At 71.8% G+C, this 19189-nt stretch carries 20 protein-coding genes; 7 read left to right on the top strand and 13 right to left on the bottom strand.

Translation table 11 applies throughout. From position 1 onward, the window contains the following. Window positions 1–159: 159 nt before the first annotated feature. Both smpB and dapA read right to left on the bottom strand, forming a co-directional pair. On the bottom strand, window positions 160–642 hold the full coding sequence (gene smpB / locus DWB05_RS02090) for an SsrA-binding protein SmpB (RefSeq protein WP_114374563.1): 483 nt from the start codon (window positions 640–642) through the stop codon (window positions 160–162). Window positions 643–649: 7 nt separating this feature from the next. Beyond that, entirely contained in the window at window positions 650–1531 is an 882-nt protein-coding gene (gene dapA, locus DWB05_RS02085) for a 4-hydroxy-tetrahydrodipicolinate synthase (RefSeq protein ID WP_114374561.1), read from the bottom strand. Between the two features lie 122 nt (window positions 1532–1653). On the opposite strand from dapA, the gene DWB05_RS02080 reads away from it, so the two are divergent. The 5 genes from DWB05_RS02080 to DWB05_RS02060 are packed head-to-tail and all read left to right on the top strand — an operon-like array spanning window position 1654 to window position 6083. Next, complete coding sequence (locus DWB05_RS02080) at window positions 1654–3591, top strand: lytic transglycosylase domain-containing protein (RefSeq protein ID WP_114374559.1); 1938 nt, start codon at window positions 1654–1656, stop codon at window positions 3589–3591. Next, window positions 3588–4295 (top strand): haloacid dehalogenase type II, encoded by a 708-nt coding sequence (locus DWB05_RS02075; RefSeq protein WP_114374557.1) that lies wholly within the window; start codon window positions 3588–3590, stop codon window positions 4293–4295. Before DWB05_RS02080 ends, DWB05_RS02075 begins: the two co-directional genes overlap by 4 nt. After that, window positions 4292–5134 (top strand): alpha/beta fold hydrolase, encoded by an 843-nt coding sequence (locus DWB05_RS02070; protein WP_198669030.1) that lies wholly within the window; start codon window positions 4292–4294, stop codon window positions 5132–5134. The genes DWB05_RS02075 and DWB05_RS02070 overlap by 4 nt, the downstream gene beginning before the upstream one ends. After that, window positions 5131–5592, top strand: coding sequence for a phosphatidylglycerophosphatase A family protein (locus tag DWB05_RS02065; RefSeq protein ID WP_114374553.1), 462 nt, complete (start codon window positions 5131–5133; stop codon window positions 5590–5592). Before DWB05_RS02070 ends, DWB05_RS02065 begins: the two co-directional genes overlap by 4 nt. Further along, a complete protein-coding gene (locus tag DWB05_RS02060; RefSeq protein WP_114374551.1) occupies window positions 5589–6083 on the top strand; it encodes a CinA family protein in 495 nt (164 codons plus the stop codon). The genes DWB05_RS02065 and DWB05_RS02060 overlap by 4 nt, the downstream gene beginning before the upstream one ends. Here the strand turns inward: DWB05_RS02060 and DWB05_RS02055 are convergent. Together DWB05_RS02055 and DWB05_RS02050 are read right to left on the bottom strand one after the other, a co-directional pair. Then, entirely contained in the window at window positions 6080–6886 is an 807-nt protein-coding gene (locus DWB05_RS02055; RefSeq protein ID WP_114374549.1) for an enoyl-CoA hydratase, read from the bottom strand. The two genes, DWB05_RS02060 and DWB05_RS02055, sit on opposite strands and share 4 nt — an antisense overlap. 21 nt (window positions 6887–6907) lie before the next feature. After that, entirely contained in the window at window positions 6908–7984 is a 1077-nt protein-coding gene (locus DWB05_RS02050; protein WP_114374547.1) for a threonine aldolase family protein, read from the bottom strand. Between the two features lie 177 nt (window positions 7985–8161). On the opposite strand from DWB05_RS02050, the gene DWB05_RS02045 reads away from it, so the two are divergent. Next, window positions 8162–8341, top strand: coding sequence for a YdcH family protein (locus DWB05_RS02045; RefSeq protein WP_114374545.1), 180 nt, complete (start codon window positions 8162–8164; stop codon window positions 8339–8341). Window positions 8342–8389: 48 nt separating this feature from the next. On the opposite strand, the gene DWB05_RS02040 is transcribed toward DWB05_RS02045, so the two are convergent. The 8 genes from DWB05_RS02040 to eno all read right to left on the bottom strand — a co-directional run bounded on the left by DWB05_RS02040 (window position 8390) and on the right by eno (window position 17080). Next, a complete protein-coding gene (locus DWB05_RS02040; RefSeq protein WP_114374543.1) occupies window positions 8390–8878 on the bottom strand; it encodes a type II toxin-antitoxin system RatA family toxin in 489 nt (162 codons plus the stop codon). Between the two features lie 51 nt (window positions 8879–8929). Continuing rightward, window positions 8930–9907, bottom strand: coding sequence for a lipoyl synthase (gene lipA / locus DWB05_RS02035; protein ID WP_114374541.1), 978 nt, complete (start codon window positions 9905–9907; stop codon window positions 8930–8932). A gap of 52 nt (window positions 9908–9959) precedes the next feature. Continuing rightward, window positions 9960–11357 (bottom strand): dihydrolipoyl dehydrogenase, encoded by a 1398-nt coding sequence (gene lpdA, locus DWB05_RS02030; protein WP_114374539.1) that lies wholly within the window; start codon window positions 11355–11357, stop codon window positions 9960–9962. Window positions 11358–11481: 124 nt separating this feature from the next. After that, on the bottom strand, window positions 11482–12831 hold the full coding sequence (locus DWB05_RS02025; protein ID WP_114374537.1) for a pyruvate dehydrogenase complex dihydrolipoamide acetyltransferase: 1350 nt from the start codon (window positions 12829–12831) through the stop codon (window positions 11482–11484). A gap of 16 nt (window positions 12832–12847) precedes the next feature. Continuing rightward, window positions 12848–14215 (bottom strand): pyruvate dehydrogenase complex E1 component subunit beta, encoded by a 1368-nt coding sequence (locus DWB05_RS02020; protein WP_114374535.1) that lies wholly within the window; start codon window positions 14213–14215, stop codon window positions 12848–12850. Window positions 14216–14228: 13 nt separating this feature from the next. Further along, window positions 14229–15248 (bottom strand): pyruvate dehydrogenase (acetyl-transferring) E1 component subunit alpha, encoded by a 1020-nt coding sequence (gene pdhA / locus DWB05_RS02015; RefSeq protein WP_114374533.1) that lies wholly within the window; start codon window positions 15246–15248, stop codon window positions 14229–14231. Between the two features lie 172 nt (window positions 15249–15420). Then, the gene (locus tag DWB05_RS02010; RefSeq protein ID WP_114374531.1) at window positions 15421–15750 is read right to left on the bottom strand and encodes an FtsB family cell division protein; all 330 of its coding nucleotides are present in this window, start codon (window positions 15748–15750) and stop codon (window positions 15421–15423) included. A 43-nt stretch (window positions 15751–15793) separates the two neighbouring features. After that, the gene (gene eno / locus DWB05_RS02005; protein WP_114374529.1) at window positions 15794–17080 is read right to left on the bottom strand and encodes a phosphopyruvate hydratase; all 1287 of its coding nucleotides are present in this window, start codon (window positions 17078–17080) and stop codon (window positions 15794–15796) included. 119 nt (window positions 17081–17199) lie between these two features. Here eno and DWB05_RS02000 point away from each other — a divergent pair, with 119 nt between their 5' ends. Beyond that, complete coding sequence (locus DWB05_RS02000) at window positions 17200–18321, top strand: S1C family serine protease (RefSeq protein WP_114374527.1); 1122 nt, start codon at window positions 17200–17202, stop codon at window positions 18319–18321. Between the two features lie 18 nt (window positions 18322–18339). Here the strand turns inward: DWB05_RS02000 and kdsA are convergent, their stop codons facing one another. Beyond that, a complete protein-coding gene (gene kdsA, locus DWB05_RS01995) occupies window positions 18340–19173 on the bottom strand; it encodes a 3-deoxy-8-phosphooctulonate synthase (protein ID WP_114374526.1) in 834 nt (277 codons plus the stop codon). Window positions 19174–19189: the final 16 nt, after the last annotated feature.

Genomic DNA, 19189 nt, shown 5'->3' with positions numbered 1-19189 from the left:
GGGTGCGGTGGCCAGTGCGCTGCATCACACCGAACCTGCCACGATCGGCCGACGAGCCGGATCCGAGACTGCGCCCGAACCCGTAACCGAAGCGTATAGCGCCGCAATGCTCGCGCGACGAGTGAAAAACCGGCTCCACCCGCGTGCGGCAAGCATGTCTCAGCCCCGGGCGCGCAACAGCCGCGCCTTCTCGCGCTGCCAGTCGCGCTCCTTGATCGCCTCGCGCTTGTCCGCCTTCTTCTTGCCTTCCGCCAAGCCGAGCAGGACCTTCGCCAGGCCGCGCTCGTTGAAGTGGATCTGCAGCGGCACCAGCGTCGCCCCCTCCCGCGTCACCGCGCCGATCAGGCTCCGGAGTTGCTTCTTGTGCACGAGGAGCTTGCGCGGCGCGCGCGGTTCGAAGCGCGACAGCACGCCCCCCTGATATTCGGGGATGTAGGCGTTGAACAGCCAGAGCTCTCCGTCGCGTTCGCCCGCCCAGGCTTCGGACAGCGTGGCGCGGCCGTGGCGGAGGCTCTTCACTTCCGGGCCCTTGAGGACGATCCCGGCCTCGATCGTCTCCTTGATCGCGTAGTCGTGGCGCGCCTTGCGGTTCTGCGCCACCACGCCGTGCGCGATAAGCCCCGATTTACCGTCCTTGGCCAAGGACGCCTCAGTTCAACAACCCCACCTCGACGAGGGCGGCCCGCACCTTGGCGCGCGAGGCCTCCGCGAGGGGGGCGAGCGGCAGCCGTGCCGTCTCCTCGCACTTGCCGAGCAGGTGGGCGGCGTATTTCACCGGCCCTGGCGAGGTCTCGCAGAACATCGCATCGTGCAGGGGCGCAAGCCGCGCCTGGATCGCCATCGCGCGCTTCACGTCGCCTTCGGCCCAGGCGGTCTGCATCTCGGCGCAAAGCCGCGGGGCGACGTTGGCGGTGACGGAGATGCAGCCCACCCCGCCCGCGGCATTGAAGGCGATCGCGGTGTGATCCTCGCCGGAGAGCTGGATGAACTCGGGGCCGCAGGCGCGCGCCTGGGCCAGCGGGCGGGCGAGGTTGGCGGTGGCGTCCTTCACCCCGACGATGTTCGGGATCTTCGCCAGCCGCGCCATCGTCTCGACCGTCATGTCGACCGCGCTCCGCCCCGGAATGTTGTATATGAAAATCGGAATATCAACGGCTTCTGCGATCGCCTTGAAGTGCAGGTAAAGCCCCTCCTGGGTCGGGCGATTGTAGTAGGGGGTGACGACGAGTGCCGCATCCGCCCCGGCCTTCTTCGCGTGCCGCGTGAGGTCGATCGCCTCCTCCGTGCTGTTCGACCCCGTCCCCGCCATCACCGGCACCCGCCCTGCCGCCGCCTCGATGCAGAGCTCCACCACCCGTTTGTGCTCGGCATGGCTGAGAGTGGGCGATTCCCCCGTGGTGCCGACGGGCACCAACCCGTGCGTGCCTTCTGCGATCTGCCACGCGACGAAGTCCTGGAAGGCCTTCTCGTCGATCGACCCGTCGCGCCGCATCGGTGTGATGAGCGCGACGAAGGAGCCCCTGAAGCGCATGGTCTCGCCCGTTCGTTCCTGACCCTGTCGTTCACCCTGGACCGCGCGGCCGCCCCTGTCCACCCGGCGCGCGCGCAGGCCGCGCTTGTGCCGTGCCGGTCCCGAACCATACAACCGGAGGCATGAGGGTCCGCGCGAGTCTCGCGCTTCTCGGCTGGCTCGTCCCTGCCGTCGCTGCGGCTCAGGGGCTCGATCCCGGCTGTCGTGCCGCGCTGGCCGCCGCCTCCGCCGGGCGCGCCTTCGAGACGCGCGCCTGCACCGACACGGCGGCCGCGACCGCCATCACCTGGCTGAGGCTCCAGGGCGGGCCGGCCAGCGCTAGCGAGCTCGCCCGTTTCCTCGCCGAGCATCCGGACTGGCCGGCCGGCCCTGCTTTACTCCGCCGCGCCGAGGAGGCGCATGCCGCCCTGCCGGACGATGCCGCGGTCCGTCGTTGGTTCACCGACCACCCGCCGCAGACGGTCGCCGGGCGGCTTCGCTTCGCCGAGGCCCTGGAGTCCGCCGGCCGCGCTGCCGACGCAGCCCTCCAGCGCCGCGCCGCCTGGGTCGATCTCCCGGCCAACCCCGCCGAGGAGCGCGCCTTCCTCGACCGCTGGGGCACTTCGCTGCGTCCCGATGACCATGCGGCGCGGGCCGATCGCCTCGCCTGGGCGCGCGACGCCGAGGGGTTTCGCCGCATGGTTCCGCTCCTCGATGCGCGTCGCCAGGCCGTCGCCCGGGCGCGGCTCGAGGCACTCGCCGGTTCCGAAGGCGAGTTCGGCTTCGCCCCGGAACTGCGCAACGACCCGATCGTCTTCCTCGAGCGCGCGCGCAGCCTGCGCCGCCAGGATCGCGACCTCGAGGCCGCCCGCTTCTGGCTGGAGGCCGGTGCGGCCGCCCAGGCCGCCGCCGGCCCGCCCCGCCTGCAGGCCTTTTGGGACGAACGGCAGATCGTCATTCGCCGCCTGATCCGCCTGCGCGAGGACCGCTTGGCCGACCGTCTCGCCGCCGCGCACGGCCTTGCGCCCCGCGACGGCGTCGCCTTCCTCGAGGCCGAGTTCCTCGCCGGTTGGATCGCGCTGCGGCGCGCGGGCGAGCCCGAGCGCGCGCTCCGCCACTTCGCCGCCCTCGAGCGCGCCGCCACCGCCTCGATCAGCCGCGCGCGCGGCGCCTATTGGCGGGGCCGCGCCCTGCTCGCCGCCGGGCGCGAGGCGGAGGCGCGCGCCGCTTGGGAGGAGGCGGCCCGCTTCCCCTTCACCTTCTACGGTCAGCTCGGCGCGCTCGCCGCCGGCGAGAGCGAGGCGGAGCTTCGGGCCCGGATCCGCGCCGCGACCGACCCCCTGCCCGATCCGGACCACGCCGCCCTGTGGGAGCGGCGCGATCTCGCCCGCGCCGCCGTCTTCCTCGCCGAGATCGGTGATGCGCGACGAAGCCGCCAGCTCCTGCTCCGGCTCGCCGACCTCGCCCCCGACGATGGCGACCGTGCGCTCGCCGCCCGCCTCGCCTCCCGCCTCGGCCAGCCCGACACGGCGGTGTGGATCGCGCGCCGTGTGCAGGCCCGCCACGGCACGCTGCTGCCGGAGGCCGGCTGGCCCGCCCCGTACTCCCCGCCGCCCGGGGTGGAAACGCCGCTCGCACTGGCCCTGATGCGCCAGGAGAGCAACTTCGAGGTCGCCGCGGTCAGCCCCGCCGGCGCGCGGGGGCTGATGCAGCTGATGCCGGCGACCGCGCGGGCAATGGCGCGCGAACTCGGCGAGCCTTCGCTCGCCAACCGCCTGTTCGAGCCCCTGCCCAACATGATCCTCGGCACCGCCTATCTCGCCAAGCGGCTCGAGGAATTCGACCGCGCCGTGCCTCTCGCCCTCGCCGCCTACAACGCCGGGGCGCATCGGGTGCGGCAGTGGCTCGGCCAGTTCGGCGACCCGCGCGTGGGCGAGATCGACCCCCTTGATTGGATCGAGCTCATCCCGTTCTCCGAAACCCGCAACTACGTGATGCGGGTGATCGAGAGCGTGACCGTTTACGAGGCGCGGGCGGGGAGCTCGGGCTCTCCCCACCCCGTTTTGGCGATGCGGCGATGAGCGGGAGCTTGGCGGGCGCGAAGGCGATCGTGCTGTCCGGGCACGGCACGGTGTTCGACAGTGCCGGGGCGGTCCGCTTCGCCGCCGATGCGCTGGGCGAGGCGACGGGCCCTCTCGCCGCGCTGTGGGAAGCCAAGCGCTTCGAGTACGCCTGGATGTCCCAGCTCACCGGCCGGCGCACCGATCTGTGGGAACTGACCGGGGAGGCGCTCGATCACGCGATGAGCGCGCTCGGGCTCCCCGCCAACCCGCTGCTGCGCGCGCGGCTGATGCAGGGCATGCTGCAGGCCCCGCCTTTCCCCGATGTTCGCCCCGCCCTGGTCGCGCTGCGCGAGGCGCGCGGCCGCCCGCTCGCCCTCCTCTCCAACGCCTCCGTCTCCATGCTGGTGGCGGCGGCGAAGGCGGGCGGCCTCTACGCCCTGTTCGATGCCCTCCTCTCAGCCGAACCGACGGGCTCGTTCAAGCCGGCGCCGGCGGTCTACGCGCTCGCCCCGGCCCGCTTCGGGCTCGCACCGGCCGACATCCTCTACGTTTCCGCCCACCCGTGGGACGTGGCGGGGGCGGCCTCGGCGGGGCTCACCGCGGTCTGGCTCGATCGCGCCCGGCGCGGGCGCGGCGAATTCGCCTGGGCGCCGCCGGCAGCGGTGATCGCCTCGCTCGCCGACCTGCCCGCCTTGGTGTCGGATACCGCGCGGGCGGCGTGAGCCCCCGCCTCGTCCGCCTCTCCGCCGCCGACGGGCTCGGGCTCGCGGTGCGGCTCTGGGGCGAGCCGACCGGGCGCACGCCGCTCCTGTGCCTGCCGGGGCTCGTGCGCACGGGCGGGGATTTCGCCCGCCTCGCCGCCCGCCATGCGACGGACCGGCTGGTCGTGGCACTCGATTACGTCGGGCGGGGGCTCTCGGACCGTGCCAGCGACTGGCGGCGGTATCGGCCGGAGCGGATGCTCGCCGACGTGCTCGACCTCTGTGCCGCGCTGCATCTTCCTCGTGTCGTCGTCATCGGCACCTCGATGGGGGGGCTGCTCGCGATGGGGATGGCGGCGGCGCGCCCTCGCCTCGTCTCCGCCGTGCTGCTCAACGACATCGGCCCCGAGGTCGGGAGCGCGGGGCTGGCGGCGGTGAAGGCGCTGGTCGGCCGCGCGCACGTGTTCCCCTCGCTCGAGGAGGCCGCCGCCTGGCTGCGGCTCACTCTGCCCTGGTTGTCGCTCGCCACCGCCGAGGAGTGGCGGGAGTTCGCCGCCCTCACCGTCGCCCAAGCCCCCGATGGCACCTGGCGCAGCGTGTGGGACCCGCGGATCGTGCGCACGCTGGAGGAAGGGGTGGGGCGCGACCTCTGGCCGCTGTTCGGCGCGCTCGCCCATCTCCCGGTGCTGGTCGTGCGCGGCGGTGCATCGGACGTGCTGACGGAGGCGACGGCGCGGCGGATGAAGGAAGTGAAGCCCGATCTCGAGGAGATCGTGCTCGGCGGCGTGGGCCACGCACCCACCCTGTCCGAGCCCGCGATCGCGCCGGCGGTCGATGCCTGGATCGCCGCCCAGCCGTGACGCGACCCATCGCCTCCCTGTTCGGGGTCGGCTTCCTTCGCCCCGCCCCGGGCACCTGGGGCTCCCTTGTCGCCCTCGTCCCGGGCGCGGCGCTACTCGCCTTCGCCGGGCCGCTCGCCGTGCTGGCCGGGGCGGGGCTGATCGGGCTCATCGGCTGGTGGGCGGTGGCGACGGAACTCGCCCGCAGCGACGAGCCCGACCCAGATTGGATCGTGATCGACGAGGCAGCCGGGCAGTGGCTGGCGCTCGCCGGGCTTGCGGGGTTCGGGTGGGCGGGGGTCGCCGCCGCCTTCGCCCTGTTTCGCCTGTTCGACATCGCCAAGCCCGGCCCCGTCGGCTGGGCCGACCGTCAGCCCGGTGCACGGGGGGTGATGCTGGACGACCTGGTCGCCGGCGCGCTCGCCGCGCTCGTCCTGCTCCTGTTGGGATTGGTTTCACCCCCGAGCCTCTTTCCATGATCGACAACACCTTGCTCGCCGACGCCGAGGCCCTGCTCGCGGAGTTCCGCCGTGCGGGGCTGAGGCTCGCCACCGCGGAGTCCTGCACGGGCGGGCTGATCGCCGCCGTGCTCACCGCCATCCCGGGTTCTTCCGACGTGGTGGAGAGGGGCTTCGTCACCTACTCGAACGCGGCGAAGAGCGACCTGCTCGCGGTCGACCCGGCCATGATCGCGCGCGTCGGTGCGGTATCCGCCGAGGTGGCGGAGGCGATGGTGCGCGGCGCGCTTGCCCGTTCGCGGGCCGAGGTCGCGCTGGCGGTGACCGGGATCGCCGGACCCGGCGGCGGGACGGCGACCAAGCCCGTGGGCCTCGTCTTCCTCGCCGGGCTCACCAGGGCCGGGGGCGAAGCGCGGATCGAGCGGCACCTGTTCGCCGGTGACCGTACCGCCGTGCGCCTCGCGTCCGTCCGCGCCGCCTTCGCCCTCGCCCGGGGGCTTCTGCGCCCCTAGGGCCAGTTCGGCTGCCGCTTCTCCAGGAAGGCACCGATGCCCTCGATGGCGGCAGGGTCGAGGAGTTGCTCCACCATGACGCAGGCGGCATCGCGATAGGCCTCGGCCAGCGGGCGGCCCTCCTGGCGCAGGAACGCCGCCTTGCCGCCCTGCACGACGGAGGCCGGCCTCGCGGCGATGCGCTGCGCGAGCGCCTTCGCTTCGGCGAGCGCAAGCCCCTGGGCGACGACGCGGTTGACGAGGCCGATGCGGTGCGCGTGCGCGGCATCCACCATGTCGCCGGTGTAGAGCATCTCGAGCGCGTGCCGGCGCGAGACGGCGCGCGAGAGGGCGACCGCCGGCGTGGCGCAAAAGAGGCCGATCGCCACGCCGGGCGTGCAGAACTTCGCCCCCTCCCCCGCCACCGCGAGATCGCAGGTGGCGACGAGCTGGCAGCCGGCGGCGGTGGCGATTCCCTCGACGGCGGCGATGGTCGGCTGCGGCAGGGTGGCGAGCGCCTGCATCACCGCCGCGCACTTCGCCATCGTGGCCTGGAAGAAGGCCCTTCCTCCGTCCGCATCCGCCCGATGGGCGGTGAGCTCGCGCAGGTCGTGCCCCGCACAGAAGGCCGGGCCCTCGCCGGCCAGGACGACGGCCCGGACGGCCGCATCGCCCCTGAGCTGGGCGAACTCCGCCTCCAGGTCCTCGAGCAGGGCGAAGGAGAGGGCGTTGCGCGCCTCCGGCCGGTTCAGGGTGACGATCGCGACCGCCCCCTCGCGTTCGACCTTCAGCCGTCGTTCGGCGAGCCTCGTTCCCTCGGGCATGGCCCTTCCCTCCCTCGTCGTTCAGCCGCCAAGGATAGCGCGGATCTCGGCCGCCGCCTCCTCCACCATCGCTGCCGTGACGTCGAGATGGGTGGCGGCCCGGCAGCGTCCGCCGAGCACGCTGATGCGGATGCCGCGCTGAGCAAGCCGGGCGGCGAGCGCTTCGGGGCTGAGCCCCGCCCCGCTGGGGTCGAAGAACACGAGGTTGGTCTCGGGGGGCTGCACCGTCACGCCCTCGATCGCGGCGAGCCTGTCCGCGAACAGCCGGGCGTTGGCGTGATCCTCGGCGAGGCGCGCCACGTGATGGTCGAGCGCATGGAGGCAGGCGGCGGCGATCACGCCCGCCTGGCGCATCGCCCCGCCCATGCGCTGCTTCCACCGCCAAGCCTCGTCGATGAAGGCGCGCGAGCCACACAGCACGGCACCCACCGGCGCGCCGAGCCCCTTGGAGAAGTCGAGCCAGACGCTGTCGAAGCCGCGCGCGAGCGCGGCCGCCGGCACCCCGAGCGCGACGGCGGCGTTCATCAGCCGCGCCCCGTCCATATGGGTGGCGAGCCCTGCCGCGCGGGCGACCTCGACCACGGCGGCGAGCTCCTCCGCCCGCCACACCGTGCCGCCCGCGATGTTCGCCGTCTGCTCGACCGACACGAGGCTCTGCGGCGGGGCGTAGCGGCTCTTGGGGCGGATCGCGGCGCGCAAAGTCTCGGCGGAGAAGATCCCCCGCTCGCCGGGCAGGCCGCGCACGGCCGCGCCCGCGTTGGCCCAGGGCCCGCCGTGTTCGGAGGTGACGATGTGCGCCGTCTCGTGGGCCAGGATCTCGTCGCCCGGCCGACAATGCACGCGAATGGCGATCTGGTTCGCCATCGTCCCCGAAGGGAGGAAGACGGCCGCCTCGGTGCCGAGGAGCGCGCACATCCGGTCGCACAGCGCCCACACGGTGGGGTCGTCGCCGAACTGCTCGTCGCCGACCTCCGCCCGCGCCATCGCCTCCCGCATCGCGGGTGTGGGCTTCGTCTGGGTGTCGGAGAAGAGGTTGATCCGCGGCGGGGGAAGGCGCGGATCGGGACGGGGCGGGATGTAGGAGACGGTGTTCGTCATGCTCGCGCGTGCGTGGTGTGGGGAGGTCGCGCGTCTCTGCCCCGAAAGCCGGCCGTCGTCGACGGGGGCGGCGTCACGGCGGCGTCAAATCGCGGCCTGGGGCTTGCCGAGGGCGAAACCGTTCCGTCACACTCCCGCCTCGGCCCGGAACGGTCGGGCCGCGAGAGGAGGCGACGCATGAACGTCCAGCAACGGCTCGCGACCCTGAGCGGCCGCCACGCCGCCCTCGAGGAGAAGCTCGCATCCGAACTCGGCCGTCCGCGCGCGGACGAGGCCGAGGTGGCGCGGCTCAAGCGCGAGAAGCTCAAGCTGAAGGAGGAGATGGAGCGGCTGAAGCGCGAGACGGGCAACGCCTGAGAAACGGCCGGGCGGCGGCCCTCGCGGCTGCCGCGGCCCTCTCGCCCGTCAGGTCCCCGGCGTCGGCAGCGGCGGCGTGGCCACCGGCGCGGTGCCGCGCGGAAGGGGGGCGCCGTAGATCTTCGCCGCGCGGCGTTCGAAGGCCGCGACCATCAGCCGCACCGCCTCGTTGAACACCACCCCGATCGCCGCCTGCAGCACGCGCGAGCGGAACTCGAAATCGACGTAGAAGTCGATCATCGTGCCGCCGTCGCGCGGTTCGAACCGCCAGTGATTGTTCAGGTAGCGGAACGGGCCGTCCAGGTAGCGGACGTGGATGGCGTGCGGGCGATCGAGCGTGACGTGGCTGGTGAACCGCTCGCGGAACACCTTGAAGCCGATCATCAGCTCCGCGATCAGCAGACGCTCGTCCCGATGCCGGATGCGGGCGCCCACACACCAGGGCAGGAATTCCGGATAACGCCCCACATCGGCGACCAGGTCGAACAGCTGATCGGGCCGATAGGGCAGGAACTTGAGCTGGGCGTGGGTCGGCATACGGCCTCAATCTAGGCGCAACACGGCTGAAAGAAAGCGGAAACGTGATCGTCAGCCCGCGCGGGCCAGACTTGCGTCGCGCGCGGCCCGAAGCCGGGCGAAATCCTGATCCGCGTGATAGGACGACCGCGTCAGCGGCGAGGCGGCGACGAGCGCAAACCCCTTGCCGCGGGCCAAAGCCGCGAGTTCGTCGAACTCTTCCGGCGGCACGAAGCGGGCGATGGGCGCGTGCTTCGGGGTCGGCTGCAGGTATTGGCCGAGGGTGAGGAAATCGACCTCGGCCGCACGCAAGTCGTCCATCACCTGCACGAGCTCGACCCGCTCCTCGCCGAGCCCGACCATAAGCCCCGACTTGGTGAAGATGCCCGGGTCCAGCTCCTTCACCCGCGCGAGCAGGCGCAGCGAGACGAAGTAACGCGCGCCGGGGCGGATGGTGGGATAGAGACGCGGCACCGTCTCCAGGTTGTGGTTGAACACGTCCGGCTGGGCGGCGACCACCGTTTCGATCGCGCCCTCGCCCTTGCGCAGGAAGTCCGGGGTCAGGACCTCGACCGTGGTGGCCGGCGAGGCCGCGCGGATGGCGCGGATGGTGGCGGCGAAGTGGGCGGCACCGCCATCCTCCAAGTCGTCGCGATCGACCGAGGTGACGACGACGTGGGCGAGCCCCATCGCCGCCACCGCCTCCGCCACCCGGCGCGGCTCATCCGGGTCGAGGGGGGCCGGGATGCCGGTGGCGACGTTGCAGAAGGCGCAGGCCCGCGTGCAGACCTCGCCCATGATCATCACGGTGGCGTGGCGCCGGCTCCAGCATTCGCCGATGTTCGGGCAGGCCGCCTCCTCGCACACGGTCACCAGGTTCTTCGCCCGCATCAGGCGGCGGGTTTCCAGGTACACGGGGTGGGTGGGCGCCTTGACCCGGATCCAGGCCGGCTTGCGGGGGATCGCGCTCGCTTCGCGCTTCGCCTTCTCCGGGTGGCGCTCCGCCCCCGTGCGCGGGCGGCGGTGGTCGATCTCGATCCGGGTCGTCATGCGCGGGAGGTGGCGGCGGGGGAAGGTCTCGGCAAGTGGCGGCGCGGCGCGTTCAGTAATGGATCGCTCGCCCGTACGCCGCCAGCACCGCCTCGTGCATCATTTCGGAGAGGGTGGGGTGCGGGAAGACGGTGTGCGCGAGCTCGGCTTCCGTCAGTTCGCCCGCGCGCGCGATGGCGTAGCCTTGGATGAGCTCCGTCACCTCCGCCCCGATCATGTGCGCCCCCAGGAGCTCCCCGGTTCTCGCGTCGAACACGGTCTTCACCAGGCCCTCCGCCTCGCCGAGGGCGATCGCCTTGCCGTTGCCGATGAACGGGAAGCGCCCCACCCGAACCTCGTGCCCCTTCGCCTTCGCCGCAGCCTCCGTCAGCCCGACCGAGGCCACCTGCGGCCGGCAATAGGTGCAGCCCGGGATCTTCGTCACGTCCAGCGGGTGGACGTCGTTCAGCCCGGCGATCGCCTCCACGCAGACGATCCCCTCGTGCGAGGCCTTGTGCGCGAGCCAGGGCGGGCCCGCGAGGTCGCCGATCGCGTACACCCCGGGCTCGCCGGTACGACCGTAGCCGTCGGTGACGACGTGGCTCTTCTCCACCTGCACCCGCGTGCCTTCGAGGCCGATGCCCTCGACGTTGCCGACGATGCCGACGGCCGAAATCACGCGCTCCACCGCGATCTCGCGCACGACACCGCCCTCGTCCTCGACGACGACGCGGGCCCCCTCCCCGTTCCGCTGCACACCTTGCACCTTCGCCCCGGTCAGGATGGTCATCCCGCGCTTCTCGAAGGCCTTGCGGGCGAGCGCCGAGATCTCCTCGTCCTCCACGGGCAGGATGCGCGGCATCACCTCCACCACCGTCACCGCCGCCCCCATGTCGGCGTAGAAGGAGGCGAACTCGATGCCGATCGCGCCCGAGCCGATGACGAGCAACGAGCGCGGCATGCTGGGGGGAACCATCGCCTCCTTGTAGGTCCAGATCACCGCTCCGTCCGGCTCGATCCCCGGCAGGGTGCGGGCACGCGCGCCGGTGGCGAGCACGACGTGGGGCGCCTTCAGCTCCGTCGTCTTGCCATCGTTACGGACGGCGACCGTTCCGGGCCCGGCCAGGGCGCCGTGGCCCTCGAACACGGTGACCTTGTTCTTGCGCAACAGGTGCTTCACCCCGGCGGCGAGTTGCGCCGCCACCTTGCGCGAACGCTCGACCACCTTCTTCGCGTCGAAACGGGGGTTGTCGGCGGCAAGCCCGAAGGAGTCGAGGGAGTGCAGGAGGTGGTTCACCTCCGCCGTGCGCAAGAGCGCCTTGGTCGGGATGCAGCCCCAGTTGAGGCAGATCCCGCCCAAGTGCTCGCGCTCGACGAGGGCGACGCGCATGCCGAGCTGGGCGGCGCGGATGGCGGCGACGTATCCCCCCGGCCCCCCGCCGATCACGATCAGGTCGAAACGATCCGCCATCGTGGTCTCCCTGGATTCGGGGGGCCGATGGGCCCCCCGCTCCCCCCGTCAGGGCGCCCCTCCCGACGGTCGGGGCGCGCGTCGCGACCAACGGGGCCGGGGGGCCCATCGCCCCCCCGTGCTCTCACAACATCATCTGCAGCGGGTCCTCGACGATGCCCTTGAACACGCCGAGCCACTCGGCGGCGAGCGCGCCGTCGATCACCCGATGATCCACGCTCAGCGTCACCGTCATGACGGTGGCGATGGCGAGTGCCCCTCCCTTCACCACCGGCCGCTGCTCGCCGGCCGCCACCGCCAGGATCGCCGCCTGCGGCGGGTTGATGATGGCCGAGAATTCCTTCACGCCCATCATGCCCATGTTGCTGATGGAAAAAGATCCGCCCTGGAACTCCTCGGGCTTGAGCTTGCCCGCCCTCGCCCGCGCGGCGAGGTCCTTCATCTCGTTGGAGATCGCCGCCAACCCCTTGCGGTCGGCTTGGCGCACGATGGGCGTGATCAGCCCGTCGGGGAGGGCGACCGCGACCGCGATGTCGACGTCGTCATACAGAACCATCCCGTCCTCGCGCCACGACGCGTTGACCTTGGGCACGCGACGCAGCGCGATCGCGGCGGCCTTGATGATCATGTCGTTGACCGAGAGCTTGAACGCACCCGGCCCCTCGGCGGGCGCCTTGGCGTTGAGCTCGGCCCGCAGTTTCAACAAAGCATCGAGTTCGACATCGACCGAGGCATAGAAGTGCGGAATGCTCGCCTTGCTCTCGGAAAGCCGCCGCGCGATCACCTTGCGCATCGTCGAATGCGGCACCAGGCGGTGCGGGGCCGCCATCGGCGGTGGCGCGGCGGGCGCAGGCGCTGGAGACGGAGTAGGCGCCGGGGCCGGCGCAACGGGAGCCGGCGGTGGTGTGGGGGCAACAGCAGCGGCCGAAGCCGCAGGTGCGGCCGCCTTCGCCATCGCCGCCTCGATGTCGGCCTTGACGATCCTTCCCCCGGGCCCGGAGCCCTTCAGCGCGGTGAGATCGATGCCGGCGAGCTTCGCCATCCGACGCGCCAACGGCGAGGCGAAGAGCCGTTCGTCCGGGGAACGATCCGCCGCCGTTGCGTCGTGCCCGTTGCCGCGCGGCGCAGCGGCCGGCGCCGCGGCAGGAGCGAGGGCCGGAGCGGGCGCGCTTCCCGTCGCCGGCTTGGGCGGCGCAGCAGGAGGCGCGGAAGATCCCGTGGACGCCGCCTCGCCTTCCGCCACCAGCTCCGCGATCGGCGCATTCACCGCCACACCGGTCGTGCCCTCGGGCACGAGGATGCGGGCGAGGATCCCCTCGTCGACCGCCTCCACCTCCATCGTCGCCTTGTCGGTCTCGATCTCGGCGATCACCTCGCCGGGCCGGATGCGGTCGCCCTCCTTTTTCAGCCAGCGCGCGAGCGTGCCTTCCGTCATGGTCGGGCTGAGCGCGGGCATCAGGATCTGGGTCGGCATCGCTCCCCTCCCCGCCTCAGCGATAGAGAACGCGCTTCGCCGCCGCCGCCACCTTGGCGGCGTTGGGCAGCGCGAGCTTCTCGAGGTTCGCGGCATAAGGCATCGGCACGTCCTCGCCGGTGACGCGCACCGGGGGCGCATCCAGCCAATCGAAGCAAGCTTCCGTCACCCGGGCGGCGATCTCGGCGCCGATACCGGCATAGGGCCACCCTTCCTCTACCGAAACGATCCGGTTCGTCTTGCGCACCGAGGCGAAAATCGTTTCGACGTCGAGTGGGCGTAGGGTGCGGAGATTGATCACCTCCGCCTCGATGCCCTCCTTGGCGAGACTCTCGGCCGCTTCCATCGCGTAGCCCACACAGATGGAAAAGGCGACGATGGTGACGTCGCGCCCCGGCCGTTCGATCTTCGCCTTGCCGATCGGCAGCACGAACTCGGGGTCGGTCGGGCAGGGGAAGGTCTGCCCGTACATCACCTCGTTCTCGAGCACGATCACCGGGTTGGGGTCGCGGATGGCGGCGCGCAGCAGGCCCTTCGCGTCCTCCGAACTCCACGGTGCGACGACCTTCAGCCCGGGGCAGTGCGCGTACCAGGAGGCGAAGCACTGCGAGTGCTGGGCAGCGACGCGCGCGGCAGCACCATTCGGGCCGCGGAACACGATCGGGCAGCGGATCTGCCCACCCGACATGTAGAGCGTCTTCGCCGCCGAGTTGATGATCTGGTCGATCGCCTGCATCGAGAAGTTGAAGGTCATGAACTCGACGATCGGCTTCAGACCGGCGAAGGCCGCACCCACGGCGAGCCCGGTGAAGCCGTGTTCGGTGATCGGGGTGTCGAGCACGCGCTTGGGGCCGAACTCGTCGAGCAGGCCCTGGCTCACCTTGTACGCGCCCTGGTACTGGCCGACCTCCTCGCCCATCAGGAACACATCGGGGTCGCGCCGCATCTCGAGCGCCATCGCCTCGCGCAGCGCCTCGCGCACCGTCATCGGCGCCGTCGGGCCCGAGTAAGCGCTGAGTGTGGCCTCGGACGGGTTTACGGCGGCCGCCGGCTGCGCGGTCGAGGCCGATTTCGCCACCGCCGGCGCGGCAGGAACGGGCGCCGGTTCGGGGGCCGCGGCCGGCTTGGGCGCAGGTGTCGCCGGCGGTCCATCCAGCACCGCGATCACGCTGTTCACCGCCACCCCTTCCGTGCCTTCGGGGACGACGATCTTGGCGAGCACGCCCTCGTCCACCGCCTCCACCTCCATCGTCGCCTTGTCGGTCTCGATCTCGGCGATCACCTCGCCGGGGCGGATCGGGTCGCCTTCCTTCTTCAGCCATCGCGCGAGCTTGCCCTCCGTCATCGTGGGCGAGAGCGCGGGCATCAGGATTTCCGTCGCCATCGCGTCCCCTCCTTCAGGCGGCGGTCTCGACGAGGACGTCCGTGTAGAGTTCGCTCTCGGGCGGTTCCGGGCTCGCCTGCGCGAAGTCGGCCGCCTCCTGCACGATGCGGCGCACCTCGTCCTCGATCGCGCGCAGCTCGTTCTCGCCCACGCCGTAGTGCTCGAGCAGGATCTTGCGCGCCCCCTCGATCGGGTCGCGCTCCTCCCGCATCCGCTGCACCTCCTCGCGCGTGCGGTACTTGGCCGGGTCCGACATCGAGTGACCGCGGAAACGGTAGGTGAGCAGCTCCATCAGATAGGGCCCGTTCCCGCTGCGCACGTAGGCGATCGCCTCCTCCGCCGCCTCGCGCACCTTGAGCACGTCCATGCCGTCCACCTGACGGCCCGGGATGCCCCACACCGCGCCGCGCTGCGAAAGGTCCTTCGTCGGGGTCGCCCGCTCAACCGCCGTTCCCATCGCGTAACGGTTGTTCTCGATGACGTAGAGCACGGGCAGCTTCCACAGCGAGGCGAGGTTGAACGACTCGTAGACCTGCCCCTGGTTCGCCGCCCCCTCGCCGAAATAGGTCACGCAGACATGCCCGTTCTCGCGATACCAGTTGGCGAAGGCGATGCCGGTGCCGAGACTCACCTGGGCGCCGACGATCCCGTGCCCGCCGTAAAAGCCCTTCTCGGCGGAGAACATGTGCATCGATCCGCCCTTGCCCTTGGAGTAGCCGCCGATGCGGCCCGTCAGCTCCGCCATCACGCCCTTCGGGTCCATGCCGCAGGCGAGCATGTGGCCGTGGTCGCGGTAGGAGGTGATCACCTGATCGCCCTCGCGCAACACGCCCTGGATGCCGACCACGACCGCCTCCTGCCCGATGTAGAGGTGGCAGAAGCCGCCGATCAGCCCCATGCCGTAGAGCTGGCCCGCCTTCTCCTCGAAACGGCGGATCAGCAGCATCATCCGCCAGGCGGCGAGCAACTCCTCGCGCGTCATCGCGAGCGCGACCTTGCCCTTCCGCTTCCCTGTCGTTTCGGCCGTGGCCATGATCCCTCCCCGAACGCGGCGGCGCGCACCGGGGCGACCTAACCGCTTCGGCCCGCTTCCGGCAAGTCGCGAGGAACGCGTTTCCCTTCGGCCCGCCTTCGCGCAACACCCGATCGCGAAACCGGCGCGTTGCGTTGTGAAACGTGCGCGCGGTGCCGGGTCGGGAGAAAAATCAGTAGAGGCGCCGGCCGGGGCCGTAGGGGATGACGATCTCGTCGGGGGCGGCGAGGTTCAGCATCAGCCGCGCCCGCTCATCCAGCGCGTCGCGATCGAGGCTGCCGGGGCGAAGCGAGGAGACGCGGCGCTCGGCCCGCGCCTGCTCCGCTTCCAGCCGGGCAAGCTCGGTGCGGGCGCGCGCGATCTCCTCCTTGATCTGGGCGAGCGCGATCAGCCCCCGCGTGCCGTGCAGCGTGTGCCAGGCGAAGAAGGCGACGAGCGCGAGCCCGACCAGAGGCGGGATCACGCCGAACAGCAGTGACTTCACCTCGCGCGCGAGTGCCATGGCGGCGAGAAAAGCACCCCGCGCCGCGTCGGGGCAAGCCGCGTCAGCGACGGAGGATGGCGCGGCGGCCGCCGTAGCGCGCCGTCTCGCCGAGCGCCTCCTCGATGCGGATCAGCTGGTTGTACTTCGCCGTGCGGTCGGACCGCGCGAGGCTGCCGGTCTTGATCTGCCCGCAATTGGTGGCGACGGCGAGATCGGCGATGGTCGCGTCCTCCGTCTCGCCGGAGCGATGGCTCATCACGCAGCGCCAGCCCGCCCGATGCGCCGCCTCGACCGCGGCGAGCGTTTCGGTCAGTGTGCCGATCTGGTTCACCTTGATCAGCACGGCATTCGCCGCCCCGTGCTCGACCCCGCGCGCGATCCGCTCCGGGTTCGTCACGAACAGGTCATCGCCGACGATCTGCACGCGGGCACCCAGCGCGCGCGTCAGCTGCACCCAGCCCTCCCAGTCGTCCTCGGCGCAGGGATCCTCGATCGAGACGATCGGGAAACGCGCGCAAAGCCCGCCCAGCCAGTCCGCCATGCCGGCGGCGTCGAAGGACTTCCCCTCGCCGTCCAGCACGTAGCGGCCGTCCCTGAAGAACTCGCTCGCCGCGCAATCGAGCGCGAAGGCGACGTCCTCGCCCAGGCGGTAGCCGGCCTTCTCCACCGCCCGCGCCAGGAACCCCAAGGCCTCCTCCGTCGAGGCGAGGTTGGGGGCGAAGCCGCCCTCGTCGCCGACGTTCGTCGCGTGGCCCGCCGCGGCGAGCTCCTTCTTCAGCGTGTGGAACACCTCCGCGCCGATGCGCACGGCATCCGCGATCGTGCCCGCGCCCAGCGGCACGATCATGAACTCCTGGATGTCGATCGGGTTGTCGGCATGCGCCCCACCGTTGATCACGTTCATCATCGGCACCGGCAGGGTGCGCGCGGCCACGCCGCCGACATAGCGGTAGAGCGGCAGCCCGACCGCCGCGGCGGCCGCCTTGGCGACCGCGAGCGAGACGCCGAGGATCGCGTTCGCCCCGAGGCGCGACTTGTTGGGCGTGCCGTCGAGATCGATCAGCAGCTCGTCGATCTTCACCTGGTCGGTGGCGTCGAGGCCCGAGAGCGCGTCGAAGATCTCGCCCTCCACCGCCTCCACCGCGCGGCGTACGCCCTTGCCGAGGAAGCGCGCGGCATCGCCGTCCCTCAGCTCCACCGCCTCGTGCGTGCCGGTGGAGGCGCCCGACGGCACGGCAGCACGGCCCGTCGCCCCGCCATCGAGGATCACCTCGACCTCGACGGTCGGGTTGCCGCGCGAATCGAGGATTTCGCGCGCGACGATGTCGGCGATCGCGGTGTCGGTCATCGGGCGAAGGCTCCGTTCGGAAAGAACCGCGCCCCGGTAGCGCGCCGCCCCACCGCCGGCAACCCCTGCCCCCGCGCGCGGTGGCCGCAGGGGCCCGCCCTCGGCATACTTCGCCCGCCATGAGCGGTCCCGCCTTCCTGCTTCGCCTCTCCCTCATCACCCTCGCCGCCATCCTGGTCGCGTTCGCCTGGCAGTGGGCGCCGATGCTGCAGTCGATGATCCTCGCCCAGCGCGCCGAGCCTCGTGTGGTGACACCGCGCGGGGAACTGGCCGAGATCGAGCAGGCGACGGTCGCGCTGTTCGAGGCGGCGCGCGGGTCGGTGGTGCACATCACGACCACGGAACGGGTGATCGACCCCTGGACGCGCTCCGCCCTGCAGGTGCCGCGCGGCACGGGGTCAGGCTTCTTCTGGGACGAGTTCGGCCATGTGGTGACCAACCACCACGTGATCGCCAACGCCTCGGCGGCCTTCGTGCGGCTCGCCGACGGGCGGTCCTACCGCGCGGCGCTCGTCGGCGCGAGCCCCGCGCACGACCTCGCCGTGCTGCGCATCGGCGTCGCGCTCGCCCGCCCGCAGCCCTTGCCGATCGGCACTTCCGCCGACCTCCGCGTCGGCCAGAGCGTGTTCGCGATCGGCAACCCGTTCGGCCTGGATTGGACGTTGACCACCGGGATCGTTTCGGCCCTCAATCGCGACCTGCGCACCGACGGCCAGGTGCTGGAGGGGCTGATCCAGACCGATGCGGCGATCAATCCCGGCAATTCGGGCGGGCCCTTGCTCGATTCGGCGGGGCGCGTGATCGGGGTGAACACCGCCATCGTCAGCCCCTCCGGCGCGTTCTCGGGCATCGGCTTCGCGGTGCCGATCGACGTCGTCAATCGCGTGGTGCCGCGGCTGATCGCCACCGGGCGCTACGTGCGCGCGGGCCTCGGCGTGCGGGTGGACGAGGCGCTGAACGCAGCCCTGGCGCAGCGCACCGGCACGACGGGCGTGTTCGTGCTCGGCGTCGAGCCCGGTTCGGCGGCGGCGCGGGCCGGGATCAGACCCGCCCAGGTCGATCGCGACGGCACCATCCGCCCGGGCGACGTCCTGCTCGCCATCGATGGCCAGGCGGTCGGCCGACCGGCGGAGTTGATCGCGCTGCTCGAACGCCTCACCCCCGGCGCGCGGGTGACGGTGGCGATCCTGCGCGAGGGCCGGCGCATCGAGGTCGCGGTCGAGCTCGACGCGGTGCGCTGACGCCGCGCACGTGCTCGCTCACCCTTGCTTGGCGATGCGATCGAAGGCGATCAGCCGCTCGATCAGGGCCGGCATCGCGGCGAGCGGGACCATGTTCGGCCCGTCCGACGGCGCGCGATCGGGATCGGGATGCGTCTCGATGAACACCGCCGCCACCCCGACCGCCACGGCGGCGCGCGCGAGCACGGGCGCGAAACGGCGATCACCACCCGACGCCCCGCCCGCGCCCCCCGGCGACTGCACGGCGTGGGTGGCGTCCATCACCACCGGGAAACCGGTCTCGGCCATGATCGGCAGCGATCGCATGTCGGCGACCAGCGTGTTGTAGCCGAAACTGACCCCCCGTTCCGTCAGCAGGATCGACTCGTTGCCGGTGGAGGCGATCTTCGCCGCCACATGGCGCATGTCCCATGGTGCCAGGAACTGGCCCTTCTTCACGTTCACCACCCGCCCCGTGCGGCCGGCGGCGAGCAACAGGTCGGTCTGGCGGCAGAGGAAGGCCGGGATCTGGATCACGTCCACCACCTCGGCCGCGCGCAGGACTTGCTCCTCGGTGTGCACGTCGGTCAGCACCGGTACGTTCAGCTTGGCGCGGATGTCCGCGAGTGCGGCGAGCCCCCGCTCGAGCCCGACCCCGCGCGCGCCCGCGAGCGAGGTGCGGTTCGCCTTGTCGTAGGAGGCCTTGAAGATCAGCCCGATGCCGGCCCGCGCCGCGATCTCCACCAGCGCCTCAGCCACCTCGAAGGCGTGCGCGGCGGATTCGATCTGACAGGGCCCGGCGATCAGGGCGAGCGGCAGATGGTTGCCCAGCGCAACGTTGCCGACCCGCACCGTGCGCGGCGTGGCCGCCATGGGGGGCGTGAGGGGC

The organism is Elioraea thermophila (ex Habib et al. 2022), from assembly GCF_003336755.1.
Lineage (GTDB): Bacteria > Pseudomonadota > Alphaproteobacteria > Acetobacterales > Acetobacteraceae > Elioraea > Elioraea thermophila.
The sequence above is the reverse complement of the archived record's forward strand: the minus strand, read 5'-3'. Positions and strand labels throughout refer to the sequence as shown.

Coding starts and splice junctions, on each gene's coding strand:
- dapA (WP_114374561.1), bottom strand. CDS start 1,531: ATGCGCTTCAGGGGCTCCTTCGTCGCGCTCATCACACCGATGCGGCGC.
- DWB05_RS02080 (WP_114374559.1), top strand. CDS start 1,654: ATGAGGGTCCGCGCGAGTCTCGCGCTTCTCGGCTGGCTCGTCCCTGCC.
- DWB05_RS02075 (WP_114374557.1), top strand. CDS start 3,588: ATGAGCGGGAGCTTGGCGGGCGCGAAGGCGATCGTGCTGTCCGGGCAC.
- DWB05_RS02060 (WP_114374551.1), top strand. CDS start 5,589: ATGATCGACAACACCTTGCTCGCCGACGCCGAGGCCCTGCTCGCGGAG.
- DWB05_RS02055 (WP_114374549.1), bottom strand. CDS start 6,886: ATGCCCGAGGGAACGAGGCTCGCCGAACGACGGCTGAAGGTCGAACGC.
- DWB05_RS02050 (WP_114374547.1), bottom strand. CDS start 7,984: ATGACGAACACCGTCTCCTACATCCCGCCCCGTCCCGATCCGCGCCTT.
- DWB05_RS02045 (WP_114374545.1), top strand. CDS start 8,162: ATGAACGTCCAGCAACGGCTCGCGACCCTGAGCGGCCGCCACGCCGCC.
- DWB05_RS02040 (WP_114374543.1), bottom strand. CDS start 8,878: ATGCCGACCCACGCCCAGCTCAAGTTCCTGCCCTATCGGCCCGATCAG.
- lipA (WP_114374541.1), bottom strand. CDS start 9,907: ATGACGACCCGGATCGAGATCGACCACCGCCGCCCGCGCACGGGGGCG.
- lpdA (WP_114374539.1), bottom strand. CDS start 11,357: ATGGCGGATCGTTTCGACCTGATCGTGATCGGCGGGGGGCCGGGGGGA.
- DWB05_RS02025 (WP_114374537.1), bottom strand. CDS start 12,831: ATGCCGACCCAGATCCTGATGCCCGCGCTCAGCCCGACCATGACGGAA.
- DWB05_RS02020 (WP_114374535.1), bottom strand. CDS start 14,215: ATGGCGACGGAAATCCTGATGCCCGCGCTCTCGCCCACGATGACGGAG.
- pdhA (WP_114374533.1), bottom strand. CDS start 15,248: ATGGCCACGGCCGAAACGACAGGGAAGCGGAAGGGCAAGGTCGCGCTC.
- DWB05_RS02010 (WP_114374531.1), bottom strand. CDS start 15,750: ATGGCACTCGCGCGCGAGGTGAAGTCACTGCTGTTCGGCGTGATCCCG.
- eno (WP_114374529.1), bottom strand. CDS start 17,080: ATGACCGACACCGCGATCGCCGACATCGTCGCGCGCGAAATCCTCGAT.
- DWB05_RS02000 (WP_114374527.1), top strand. CDS start 17,200: ATGAGCGGTCCCGCCTTCCTGCTTCGCCTCTCCCTCATCACCCTCGCC.
- kdsA (WP_114374526.1), bottom strand. CDS start 19,173: ATGGCGGCCACGCCGCGCACGGTGCGGGTCGGCAACGTTGCGCTGGGC.